Annotated in this window: 16 protein-coding genes; 2 read left to right on the forward strand and 14 right to left on the reverse strand. The window is 45.9% G+C overall.

Annotated features, from left to right (window positions below):
• Positions 1 to 28 precede the first annotated feature (28 nt).
• The 6 genes from LRL21_RS22600 to LRL21_RS45750 form a co-directional block, all read right to left on the reverse strand.
• Positions 29 to 1,072: a GNAT family N-acetyltransferase gene (locus LRL21_RS22600; protein ID WP_240418047.1), complete on the reverse strand. Its 1,044-nt coding sequence runs from the start codon at positions 1,070 to 1,072 to the stop codon at positions 29 to 31.
• 6 nt (positions 1,073 to 1,078) lie between these two features.
• Entirely contained in the window at positions 1,079 to 1,396 is a 318-nt protein-coding gene (locus tag LRL21_RS22605) for a hypothetical protein (protein ID WP_076230449.1), read from the reverse strand.
• 20 nt (positions 1,397 to 1,416) lie between these two features.
• Positions 1,417 to 1,794 (reverse strand): DUF2304 domain-containing protein, encoded by a 378-nt coding sequence (locus LRL21_RS22610; protein WP_076230450.1) that lies wholly within the window; start codon positions 1,792 to 1,794, stop codon positions 1,417 to 1,419.
• Positions 1,795 to 1,816: 22 nt separating this feature from the next.
• Entirely contained in the window at positions 1,817 to 2,524 is a 708-nt protein-coding gene (locus LRL21_RS22615) for a glycosyltransferase family 2 protein (RefSeq protein WP_240418048.1), read from the reverse strand.
• Entirely contained in the window at positions 2,497 to 3,588 is a 1,092-nt protein-coding gene (locus LRL21_RS22620) for a glycosyltransferase family 39 protein (protein WP_240418049.1), read from the reverse strand. Before LRL21_RS22620 ends, LRL21_RS22615 begins: the two co-directional genes overlap by 28 nt.
• Before the next feature lie 299 nt (positions 3,589 to 3,887).
• Positions 3,888 to 4,019, reverse strand: coding sequence for a hypothetical protein (locus LRL21_RS45750; protein ID WP_275900848.1), 132 nt, complete (start codon positions 4,017 to 4,019; stop codon positions 3,888 to 3,890).
• Positions 4,020 to 4,085: 66 nt separating this feature from the next.
• Between LRL21_RS45750 and LRL21_RS22625 the strand changes: the two genes are divergently transcribed.
• Positions 4,086 to 4,367 (forward strand): hypothetical protein, encoded by a 282-nt coding sequence (locus LRL21_RS22625; RefSeq protein WP_240418050.1) that lies wholly within the window; start codon positions 4,086 to 4,088, stop codon positions 4,365 to 4,367.
• Positions 4,368 to 4,420: 53 nt separating this feature from the next.
• Here LRL21_RS22625 and LRL21_RS22630 read toward each other — a convergent pair whose 3' ends face one another.
• The 4 genes from LRL21_RS22630 to LRL21_RS22645 all read right to left on the reverse strand — a co-directional run bounded on the left by LRL21_RS22630 (position 4,421) and on the right by LRL21_RS22645 (position 7,238).
• Positions 4,421 to 5,161 carry a hypothetical protein gene (locus tag LRL21_RS22630; RefSeq protein WP_240418051.1) on the reverse strand — a complete coding sequence of 247 codons (741 nt, stop codon included), beginning with the start codon at positions 5,159 to 5,161 and terminating at the stop codon, positions 4,421 to 4,423.
• A gap of 27 nt (positions 5,162 to 5,188) precedes the next feature.
• Positions 5,189 to 5,866, reverse strand: a complete 678-nt coding sequence (locus tag LRL21_RS22635) for a polymer-forming cytoskeletal protein (protein WP_240418052.1) — start codon at positions 5,864 to 5,866, stop codon at positions 5,189 to 5,191.
• Positions 5,867 to 5,881: 15 nt separating this feature from the next.
• Entirely contained in the window at positions 5,882 to 6,511 is a 630-nt protein-coding gene (locus tag LRL21_RS22640; RefSeq protein WP_240418053.1) for a YhbD family protein, read from the reverse strand.
• Between the two features lie 277 nt (positions 6,512 to 6,788).
• Positions 6,789 to 7,238, reverse strand: coding sequence for an SRPBCC domain-containing protein (locus LRL21_RS22645; RefSeq protein WP_240418054.1), 450 nt, complete (start codon positions 7,236 to 7,238; stop codon positions 6,789 to 6,791).
• Between the two features lie 143 nt (positions 7,239 to 7,381).
• Between LRL21_RS22645 and LRL21_RS22650 the strand changes: the two genes are divergently transcribed.
• Positions 7,382 to 8,179, forward strand: a complete 798-nt coding sequence (locus LRL21_RS22650) for a DUF6597 domain-containing transcriptional factor (protein WP_240418055.1) — start codon at positions 7,382 to 7,384, stop codon at positions 8,177 to 8,179.
• Between the two features lie 13 nt (positions 8,180 to 8,192).
• Here LRL21_RS22650 and msrA read toward each other — a convergent pair whose 3' ends face one another.
• From msrA to LRL21_RS22670, 4 genes are all read right to left on the reverse strand, one after another.
• Positions 8,193 to 8,873: a peptide-methionine (S)-S-oxide reductase MsrA gene (gene msrA, locus LRL21_RS22655; protein WP_240418056.1), complete on the reverse strand. Its 681-nt coding sequence runs from the start codon at positions 8,871 to 8,873 to the stop codon at positions 8,193 to 8,195.
• 152 nt (positions 8,874 to 9,025) lie between these two features.
• Complete coding sequence (locus LRL21_RS22660; RefSeq protein WP_240418057.1) at positions 9,026 to 10,501, reverse strand: glycoside hydrolase family 88 protein; 1,476 nt, start codon at positions 10,499 to 10,501, stop codon at positions 9,026 to 9,028.
• A 19-nt stretch (positions 10,502 to 10,520) separates the two neighbouring features.
• Complete coding sequence (locus LRL21_RS22665; RefSeq protein ID WP_240418058.1) at positions 10,521 to 10,871, reverse strand: Rieske (2Fe-2S) protein; 351 nt, start codon at positions 10,869 to 10,871, stop codon at positions 10,521 to 10,523.
• A gap of 19 nt (positions 10,872 to 10,890) precedes the next feature.
• Positions 10,891 to 11,949 carry an amidohydrolase family protein gene (locus tag LRL21_RS22670; RefSeq protein ID WP_240418059.1) on the reverse strand — a complete coding sequence of 353 codons (1,059 nt, stop codon included), beginning with the start codon at positions 11,947 to 11,949 and terminating at the stop codon, positions 10,891 to 10,893.
• Positions 11,950 to 12,108: the final 159 nt, after the last annotated feature.

Genomic DNA, 12,108 nt, shown 5'->3' on the forward strand with positions numbered 1-12,108 from the left:
TTCGAAGCCAGTTTTGCTACGCAAAACTTTAAGGCAACAAATATTTAATCAATTTCCTGCCGACCGCGTCGGTAATGAAAGCAGGCGTTACCTTCCACATCTCTACGAAAAAGCTGAGGCTTTGCTTATCTGGAGGTCCTGCTGCTTTGCCGCCTCCATCATAAAGCAAGTATTTCAGCTGCTCTGGCTGCGCTCCCCATTGCTGCTTGTACTTGTAGGTTCCAGAGCCTGTCTGGGATCTGCCCAAATCGAGCTGCTGCAGACCGTTCCTGATGCCGAAGCGCACGGCCTCCCAGTACATAAAATTATTGAGGTATTTGTTATTATATTCGGATAAGTTCGCTCCATATGGATAGTACAGCTTGCCATTTCCCGGACTCGTTAACAGCAGCATGCCGCCTACAACCCTGCCGGATTCATTATCAAGTACGGTTAACAGATGTGCATGCTCAGGTAAATATTCGAAAAAATATTTGAAAAATCGGATATCCTGTGCCGGAGAACCGAGCTGTTTCATTCTCCTAACATACACCTTATGAAAATCATCAATGTGCTTTTGATCAAACGAAACCGAAAACCAATTATTCTTATACACTTTGCGTACATGGTTGCGATTGCTTGCATTGGAAAGTGACAATACCTTATCCTCATCCTCACACAGCGGCAGCACAAAGGTATGGTTATGCAGATTCAAGCTCCAGTCTGGGCTGTCTAAGCTTTGATCCTTTAATCGCAGATCGACATAGTCAAGCTTGTACTTCGCTTTTAACTCAATAATCGCATTCACAGCATATTGAAATGCTTCTTCGCTATCACAGGCAATATCGGTGTAATTGACAAAAGGCAGCGATACACCGGCTTTCTTCCAGCCAAGATTACGGCCGATGATCAAAGGGATGATGGCACAAATCCGGTTATCTCCATCCAGAATCGCATGATAGCCGCAGGTATATCCAAAAGATTGGATCAAGACTTGTCTCAATGCAATGGTATGGAATATCGTGCCCTTAGCTAACGCAAACCGATCCCATTCTTCCTTCATTGCTTCGGTATATGCAACACATCTGAACATCCAAGCCTATCCTTTCACCCAAAAAAATACACCAATCAAAATAAACCCGCAGCCTGTCCATTTCATCATGCTGATCTGTTCGTTGAACACCCATATCGCTACAGCGACAAACAGTATATATTGTACACTCGATACGAAGGTTACATAGCTCAAATCAAATTGATTCAGGCAATAGATCCACAGAAAAGCGCCTATTGCATACAAAGCAAAACCAGCTACAATCAAAGGTGTTGTCATATAACCGAACAAAATCGCCCACAGCGAGCCTTCAAAGTTAACGGATCTGCTGCCGATTTTGAGCAATGTACTGGCTGCTACCGTCATGCTTAAGCTTGCAAAAAGAATTAAATATTTGATTGTGATTCCCCGCCGTTCATTCTCTTCTCAAGCTCCTCGAGCCTGAGCTTGGTTAATCCTAGTTCCTGTGTAAGCGTTTTGTTGTGCATCTTCATACCGGAAATGCTGACACTCATATTCAATAGCAGCAAATAGGCTGAAGCGATCAAGATGGCAAAAAAGGCCGACGGCGCATAGTCTACGCCTATCAGCGCAGAGAACCAGTCCATCAAATCTTTGAATACCGACATCACTAGCGTAAACAACCCTATAAGAAACCAGACCAGTGAATACTTTTCTCTGATCATCCGAGCTCTCACCATCAAAAACACTGAAATTATCATAATCAGACTGAAAGCAACACCCATCAATTGAACGCTGTACAAATTCCCACCCCCCGTAGCCTTTTCACCACCTTGTCCTGATATAGGAGAAAAAGATCGACACAATGACCTTAGTCATATAATAAGGACTTTTGATCATAGATATGGAGGAAACGCCATGCTCTCGCTCCTTCATTTCAACACCGACCTCGGCTATGCGAAGACCATGCTTTTTGAGCAGAATAATCGCATCCGGCTCGGGATAATCATCAGGATAATATTTGGCCATGAGCGCGATGCCATTTCGATTGTACATCCGAAATCCCGACGTACCATCCGTAATCTTGGCGTGTATCAGCATTCTGAATATGAGATAAAATACTTTGATACCCATTCTCCGTAACCAGGTGGTCCGAAAGGATTGAATATCTAGAAATCGTGAACCGATCACCATATCACAGCTATTCGACACCATGGTATCGAACAGCTTGACTACCTCTGACGGAAGATGCTGTCCATCCCCATCGATTTGCACCATATAATCATAGCCATGGGTTAAGGCATATTTGAACCCGGTCTGCACAGCCCCGCCAATACCCAGATTATAAGGAAGATCCACAACTTTGACACCCTCGGCTTTGCGAGCATTGATAGAGGTGCTATCGAGAGAGCAGTCATTCACGACCAGGATATCAGCAGAAGGAAGCGTCTTTCTGATATCCCAGATTACCCTCAAGATGTTGTTTTGTTCATTATAAGCTGGAACTACAATGAGTATTTTTGCTTGTTCCATAACAACTTCCCCGCATATTTTTTGGTAATCATAATGGCTCCCTTGATGATCCTATCCCCGCCATAAGCTGCCACAATCGCTACAAATGGCAACCCAGGGGCTCTATATCTATACATGCCGTCAATGAAGAAAATAACGCAAAATACGCACGAAGCCAGAATGGTGAGCCACAGGATAGATGCCTTTCTGGACAAGCCATTTCGAATGGTGTAGACCAGTCCGGTCAAGAACATGAAGACAGGGAATGCATTCCAGGCGAATTTTACAATACCTCTGATATGAGTCAAGTCTACATAAAATACCCATCTGCCCATCAAAGCCAGCGTTCTTTTTCCATATAGAATCATAATATTGTCCCAGTTATGGTAAATAAAGCTGATAATGAGGCTGTTCCCGATATCTATGGTGTAGTTCGGCTTATATTTATGATCAAATGGCGAAGCTCTGTCAAAAAGCCATCCGGTTGCATAAATATTATATAAAACCTTCTTGGCGTTAAATTGCAGCGAAGCCACGAGCGGGTCCAATTTATTACTGGCAAACACAATCATGGCTATTAGAATACCTGCAAGCACAAGACTTCCAAGAGTCAATCCGTATTTTCTGACAAAGCCCATTATGGTTTGCTTGTTCAGGTTAATAAGCACATAGATCATAATAAAGCTTACCGTAATAATCCCTGCCGGTCTGAATATAAGCATATATACGGCTGTTACGATAAAAATAATTTTGTAAACGTTCTTATGTGATTCATAAAACTTTAATAAGGAATAAATCGAGAGAAGCATTAGGCTGATGAAAAAGCTGTCCGTCAATATATACACAGACCATAAGGTAATGTCCCACGAATATGCATAAAAAAGAGAAGCGATGATCGCCGTTGTCCGATTGAATATCATCTGTGAGATCTTATAGACCAGAATCACACTTAATGCGGCAGCGACCACTTGTATGAATATGACGGCAACAGGGTCTCTAAATATAGCGAGCATGACCGTTAGCAGGACATTGTATCCTAAATACAAAATGTCGTTCATATCGAGTCCAACTTTAAAATGCTCCATTAAGGAGTAAGCATAATCCAAGTACCATTGGGTGTCGTCCGATTGAGGAAAGCCTTTGCCAGAGGATAAGAGATAAAAGAAATACCGTAATCTTACCCATAAGGACAGTAGGGCAAGTGGGAGGATATAAATGAGATCAAACTGTTTGTACTTGTGATAAATATAGTGTAATTGGCCCACTGTGCACATTGCTCCCAAATATAGCGTATGTTTATAATGTAATGGTTCAATTATGACATATTCGACATATGAATCGCAAGCTATAAATATGAAAAGATTGTGCGAGTTATCTACATATTTTAAGTGTCCAAGCCCACTGTTTCAGCAGATAGTTTGACAGTCGGCGTACCGATAATCAACTGCATGGCAAGCATCCAAATACCGATGTTCATCCCACGTTGTCGAATCCATTTGTCTGTAACATTTATCACTGCTCTCAGCACTCAAACTGGTATACAATTCTACATATTCCCGCACATAGAAGGAGCTTGCCCTATATGAAACAAGAGCGCATTATCCATTTTAAAGTCATTCATCATGATGCAACCCGATTGGGTCGAGGCTTGCTATACCTGGAAGGCAATCAGGAGCCTACGCTTGAGGATTACGAGCAATGTCTGAAGGCAAGCGGTCACGATGTGCATATCGAGAATGCAGACCAGCTCCTGTTCGTTGCGCATAAGCCAGATGAGGACTACCGGATCGAAATCATCCCTAATTATGAACAAATGACCAGAGACATGCAAACGGAAAGTCTGGCCAAAAGCTTTTTGAAGTAACCCAAGCCTCATGCCCTTATCCTGTTCGCCCATCGCCGGCCAATATACAATGATTATACTTTACGGTTCTCGTGTACGACAGCACCCTTTTGCTGCTCAAAATGACCCTTGTATTCGATAAGCCCAATTTCGCAGCCCGATCCGATGATCACGTGATTTCCACGAACCACGTTGGCTTGTGTATTCATTAAGTGAACATGATCGCCTTCAATAACGTCAGCGGTGAGCAAGGCTTGGGGTGATGGCTTAAAAAAGAAACTGAAGGGATTAAACGTGCTGACTCGGGTGACCCGTATTCGCTCGCCACCGATTTCCCGGGCTTTGCAATCCCCATGCAGCTTGATGTCCAGTGTGCCGGCATTCAGCAAGCCTCCTATATGAAACATCCCGTGGGCATTGAATACTTCGGCTTCGCAATCACCATCCGTTTTCATTTCACCTTTTAGCAGCAGCTGTTCACTGAACAGATTTCCTGCCGTTTCAATGGTTCCTGAGCAACGCAGCTCTTTCAATCTGACCGCCCCGCCAATGGCTGCGGTTCCGGACACCTTCATGCTGTCCGCATCGAGGTTGCCGGATAAGGTGCAGGTTCCCACCACATTGACTGCTCCGGATTTCAAGCTGCCTTCGATGTCCATTGTGCCTATACATTTGAGCCGCGCACACTCCAGATCACCGTCAATCGCACCTTCACCTACGATAGAGACCCTGTCATACAAGCCGCCTGTTGTGGAAGAGCTGCCTGTAATCAATAGATTTTTTACTTTTAACTTATCATTTATAGAAGTAGCCATGGGATTGCCTCCATTCATTAACATGAATTACAATTGCTCTAATCTTTCTACCTTGGACCCTTTATCCTGTTGAAATTTTCCTTTGTATTCAACCAAGCCAATCTCACAGCCCGGACCGATAACTACATCAGTTCCTCTAACTGCCTTGGCCGTTGTATACTCGACATATACAGTGTCCCCTTCGATAGTTTGAACGGTCAGTTTGTTGCCGACAGGAATGGGGAGCAGTTTCAGCCACTTGGTATAATCGATTCCAGGCTGTTTGCGGATCTTGATGTGCTCGCCGCCAATTTCCGCGATGTGACTCTGGCCTTGCAGCGTGATTTGAATATTCCCTGCATTGAGCGTACCCATCTGCAGCCTTCCGTTGGCATCAAATGTTTCCGATTCACAGCCACCGTTAACGCAAAGCATGCCATTCAATTGAAGATGATCACCTATCAGGTTCCCCTGCACAGTCAGCTTGCCTTGAATTCGAATTCGCTCTGAATGAAGGCTGCCCTCCACAAGCGCAGTTCCGTTAATTTCAGCCTTGGACGACTGCACACTTCCATGGACGTCTGCTTTTCCGTTGACCATAAAATCAGAGCAGCTCACATCCCCATTCACCTTGCCGATTCCATCAATTTTGGCTAATCGGACAGTCCCTCCATTGGAAGAACCTATGCCTGACAGAATCAGGTTACGTTTGCTTGCTGTATCCATTGATCCCTGCCTCCTTTACATCGTTCCTAGTGTGAGCTTTAACTCTTCAATACGTTTGGCTATATTGTCCCGAAGAATGATTTTCACGCCATTTTCAAAGTAAATTTCACTTCCCGCAGCAACTAGAAGACAAGCGGAAACTCCCATTTTGCGAATAAACATCAAGTCACAATTTTTACCTTCAAACTTCGTATAGTGTTCACCAAAAGTTTGCAGCAAAATCTTCCCCTCATCCAAATTCAGCTCTCCCGATTGCAAGCAACGATCCAGCAAAAAAAGCGACAGGATTTGTTCAAATCTATATGCATCCGAGCGGCCAATATACGGTTCAGCATATTCAATTGCAATCAAAGAAACAATGTTTCGTTCTATTAGATCGGTTTTGCTTAAAGAAAGATCTGTAGGCACCGGGGAAAACATATTCGCCAGCTCATCTAATGATAAATCCTCCTTCATATTCAGGATTTTATCCATGCGATCTAACATCCTTCGCTTCGGAAAAAATGTTTCTTGCCCGGTAAATGCCGATTTACGAATAAACCACTCCTCAGGAACAAGATTTTTACGTTTCCATCGGTATAATTGACCATAGGATATCCCGGTTAGCTCTAATAGTTCTTTTTTGGATATCAATTCTTCTTCCATGGGAATCCCTCCATTCAAGAACAATATAACATAACATTGTTACGTTGTAAATCCGCTCTATTCACGTTTAGTAAAACTGCCTGTGTATATCTCTGTCTGTGGATATGTGCATACGAGTTAGCGAACTTATATACAATAAATAGATGTTGGCTGTGAGCATTGTGGATAACTTTGTGGATGAATGGCTATACCCCATATTGTTCCGTTTCCGCTGCAACAAAAAAGAACGTCCATCAGGACGTCCCTTTTGTAATACCTATAAAAAATCAGGAATTTTTTACCATCCAAAATCTAATGTCTTTCCGGTTTCCGCCAATGTCTTGACATTGCTCAGGATCATCCACCAATGCTTTTCCGTATCTGTGTAGGAGGGATGATTGTCTGACCACTGGTCATTGATCAATGTCAGCTTTGTACAATTGCCTACCTTCTCTAACGTAAAGGTCACACGGGTTTCAAGCTCCGCATGATTAGCTCTATAGGAAGGCCCTGGATGCTCGGTACAGCTCAGCTCTTTATAAAGCTCATGTTTCAGAATGCTGCCATACACATGAACGGTCTCATCACCATCGTTGCCTGGCCCCACGTATTCATAACGATCACCCTCCTGGAAGGTGGATCTGATCACGCATCCATAAAAAATTTTACGTGTTCCCTCCGGTGAAAATAAAGTATTCCAGACTTTTTCAGGCTGTGCATCGATATAAAACTCATACTTGAGTTCCATGGTATCACTCCTTCATCAATTTGAATGTCTTTGGCTGGGTCTGCGGGTTCGTCTAACCATACCTGTCTGTGCTACTATAATTATAATTCATACCGGAATCCAAGTATCGTAAAAACGCGACAAGAGAACAAGGAGTGATTCATGTGAACGCTAATATCCCTCAGCCCAGTATGGGCATCTTGAACATAAATGAAGGCGAGGATAAATTTCGGCTTACCCGTTATGCTCCCTCCGGGGAGATTGGTTTATTCGTCAAGCATTATTGGATCGTAAGCTGGGATTTAACAGGGCTGGAGCCTTATTGGCAGGATGTCATACCGAATCCTTGTGTGAATCTGGTCATTCAAAAAAACCATACAGGCATCTACGGAGCGGCCAAGTATAAATATTCCAAGCTGTTGGAAGGTAAAGGAGCTGTGTTTGGTGTAAAGTTCAAGCCGGGGGGATTTTATCCATTCATTAAGAGGTCCGTTTCCGAATTAGCTAGCCAGCCCCTGGATATTTCCAGCGTTTTTGATGTAGAGACCCTTGCTGTAGAGGATGCCATTCTGTCCCAAACCGATGCTGGCAGCATGGTAGAACTGGCAGAAAGCTTTATTAAGCCCAAGCTGCCGGAAAAAGACGAAACGGTCGCCCTCATTAATCGGATCATAGACCGAATTGTGGAGGAAAAGGAAATTACGAAAGTAGACGATATTTGTGCAAGCTTCGACATCAACAAAAGACAGCTTCAGCGCATATTCGATCAATACGTCGGCATCAGCCCCAAATGGGTGATCAAGCTCTACCGACTGCAAAATGCTGCCGAAACCATTGATCACGATAGAAACTATGACAGGTTGAAGCTATCGGCTGATCTCGGCTATCACGACCAATCGCATTTTATCAAGGATTTCAAAGCGATCATTGGCAAAACGCCGGACGCCTATGCCAAGCAGTAACAATGGCAAAGGCTTACCAGCGAATTTGGGAGATATGATCGATCATCAACTTTTGGCTGCTCGGGCTTGTCGGCCACTGACGAATTTCATTCTTGATGTGTTCCATGTTGGTATATCCTTTAGCCAATCCGTTCAAGCGAGCTGTCAGAGTGCTATTGTTCAGCTCCTCCTGAGTGGTGTACAGAATACTCAGCTTTTCAATCGCATTCGGAAATCTTTTCAGATAATATTTTTGATGCTTGTCCTCTGCGAGATAAAATCGGGAGTAAGGAGCTATCTCGGTTGCCGGCTCCCCCTTTCCGAGCGCCTTCCGTGTCCTGATGACGCGCTGTATCGCCTCTTCCTGCAGCTCGTCGGCATACAACAGCAGCGACCTATACTGGTTTCCCTTGTAATCGTTAATATTGAACGGATTGTGGTTGTTCCAGAACACATCGAGGATCTCCTCAAATGTGATTTTCTCCGAATCAAAATCAATTTGAATCGTTTCGGTATGATCCCCCATCTGACGGTAAACAGGAGCTTTGGCAGTACCTCCTGCATATCCCACACGCGTTCGAATAACTCCTGGTAAATGGCCAAACAAGGCCTCAGGACTCCAAAAGCAGCCCATACCGAGCGTAGCTGTCCGGATAGCACCCTCCGAAAAAGACGGCGTGAGAGCACTGCTCTGTAATTCCTCCAGCTTGTCCATAGTCGCCCTCCCTCTCATTCCACAAAATGAAATCATGCAGGTGACTCCGCTAGCTTAATTATAACACGGTAGCTGTCCAGCCCCAATTCTACCTAAGAGGAATGCAGCACGTACAAATACCTTGGGCAAAATAAAAAAAGGGCAGTGGATGATCACTGTCCTCTTGATCCATCAGAATGAACCGCCGCATACAGCTGCGCCATCAAGCCCATCCCCATTTGTGATAGTACACGGTAACCGCCGCGCTGCAATTCCAGGCCTCCGGCGTTATGCTGGGCCACACCCGACAGAATACCGTCCGGTGTCAAATAGGTTGCCAGCACGCTTAGGCTCTCAGCTGCCGCGACCGCATACGCCTGTGGCAGCAGGCCATACTTGGCACAAAGGGCAATCGCTGCCGCAATTCCAGCCGAACCGGATGTCTCAATACCCGTTTCCGGCTCATCCAGGAAGCAGGTCCACAGCCCTTGCGGCTGCCGCCAGGAAAGTGCTGCTTGGGTGACGCGGCGAAGCTCTTCTACGATTTCGCTTACACCCGGCAGAGAGGCATAACGAGACGACTTCAGTTCAATCCATGTTTGGGTCATGCCCAGCATGTACCACGCAAATGCGCGCGACCAGCTGCGGAATGTATGGGTTTGTGATTGCTGAAAATATCTTAAATAAATGTGATTGCCATCAGCCAAGCAATCACGACGCAGCAGGAGCTGCTGTATAGCCTGCTCTGCAAGATCCTGCCGGTTCAGCCTTGATGCAATAGCCGCCAGCGGATAGGCCACAGTGTAAGCCCCTTCCGCAGTCACCGCGTCACCGTCGATGACGAGTCCTCCGGCAGCTGTATCCGTGCCTCTCGAGCTCCAGAATTCCAGCGCCTCTGTGACAATCCGATGATTTGGCCATACCTTAACAATGACCGCCAAGGGCAATGTGGCTTCGATCGTTGTAAATGAGCCGTCTGCCTTCCTGCCGTGAAGATCCTCGTAATGCAAATTGCCTTCGCTATCCAGAAATTGTCCAAGATGAGCCTCGATCACTTGATCAATACGCTGCGCGCCCAGTACGTTGCGCATCGCATAAATGCCGTCCAGCACACAGCCTTCAAGCCAGCCGAAGGGCTGCAGGGATGAGAGCGATGCTACACTATCCAAATAATGCTTCATGGGCTGTTGATCGTCGCCAATCAAAAGATGCGGAGCATACAATTGGCGCGAGATGTCGCCCTCCAGCGCATCAAAAATCCACAACGGCCATTCTCCCTCATCCACCCTGATACCAATACCCTGACGCAGTACGGCTTCTGTCTGATCGGCAGTAAGCGCAAGCTCAAAGGGTTGAAATACATAGGCGTAACGAATATCAATATGGCCTAATACTAAGCCCGTTTCCGGCAAAAATACTTCTATAAGCCTGGCGTCTCTGTAATCCAGAGCAACCGTGATACGAAACCTGGATGGTGCCGGGAGCTTGCGCGCTATACCGCTTCCGGCTTCTGACCATTCCAGCTGCAGCGGCTCATTAACAACAGGGACGGCTGACCATCCGTGAGGCAGCCTTTTGCCTTCAGGCAATAATCTGTCCGGCGCGTTTATGATCCGCGCCGGATAATAATCTGGAGATTCCAAACTCAATGCAATCGCTCCCCCGGTTTTATAAGATAATGCCTATTTTGCCTTCATCGACTTGGACTTTATAGCTTCTTGTGCGCACCTTTTCATCGAAAACCGATTTGCCTGTTTTGATGTCGAACTCCCAGCCGTGCCAAGGACAGCGTACCAGCTCTCCCTTGCGTCCAAATTCATATTCATACACATTCGAGGGCAGCGTAGTCCCGCAGACAGGCCCTTTACACAGCGGCGCCCCTTCATGCGGACAACGGTTATGCAGTGCATAATACGCCTCTCCGACACGGTATATACCGATTGACCGACCTTCGACATCTACAATCTTACTTTTGCCCTCTTCTATTTCATCTGCTTGAGCCACATAGTGGATCGCCATATGAGTTAAATCCCTCCTGCTAGATTTTATATAACGTTTTGGCGTTGGTGTTAAATATTTTCATCCGCGCTTCAGGACTTAGCCGTTTCAATATTTCTGTCGGCATGTCATTGTCCCAGTGCGGATAATCGCTTGAGAACATCAGGATGTTCTCGGCATCGATCATATCGAAGATGGAAATCAATTCCTGCGGGTCTTGAGGCTCCTCAATGGGTTGGGTTGAGAACATACAATGATCGCGGATATAGGCACTCGGCATTCGCTTCAGCCAAGGCACGGAGGAACGCAGCCCTTTATAATTTTTATCCAGACGCCACATCAAATGCGGCAGCCACGCAACTCCGCCCTCCAGCATGACGAATTTTAAATTAGGGAATTTCTCGAACACACCTTCGCAGACCAGGCTGACCAAATGCGCCATATAATTTTGCGACAAGCAGGTATGCCATTCGAGATAACGTGTAGGGTAACCGGCTGGAGTTGGAGGCGGAGTCCCCCCCGCTCCTTCGCCGCCTGGATGAATCGCAACCGGGAGACCATGCCGTGAAGCAGCCTCATAGATCGGATGAAATTGGCGCTGACCGAGCGGCGCGCGCTGGGCACTGCCCATCAGCACCTGCACCATGCTTGGATGCCCGGCCAGACGGTCGATCTCCCTGGCAGCCAGAAGCGGATCCTGCGGCGCTACGGTAATCGAACCCCGAAAGGCATCATTCTTCGATAACCAATCGGCAATAATGTGATCGTTGTAGGCCGAAGCGATAGCGGCCGCATAATCAGGATCGTGCATCGTTGAAATATTGGTCATATTGCCTGTTAAAATAACATATTCCATGTTGAACTGCTGCATCAGATCTTGAACGAGAAAATCGGGATCAGAAGCTGATGGGCCGCCAGAAGGTGGCATACAGTCCTTGCGTACGACTCCAACAGGGGACATATAACCGTGACCTGGCATGCCGATTCCCGATGCAGCTACCCGGGTTCTCCATGGTTCAGGTAGGTAGGGTACAAGCTCCTGCGGGCTCTTCAGGTCATTATGCACATCGACATCAATAATTCGTAAATCCTTATCCATGTATTAGACACCTCTCCTGCACGTTATTACCTCTATGCACTATAGGTTCTATTGTAAAATCATTGAATTCGAATTACGATTGGTAATCATACATTTTTTTTAACGATTCAACGATTATGTAGTTAATCTTCACAGGATTGAGGGATGCTTGTGAGAATG

It is taken from the genome of Paenibacillus periandrae (genome assembly GCF_022458865.1).
Classification (GTDB): domain Bacteria; phylum Bacillota; class Bacilli; order Paenibacillales; family NBRC-103111; genus Paenibacillus_S; species Paenibacillus_S periandrae.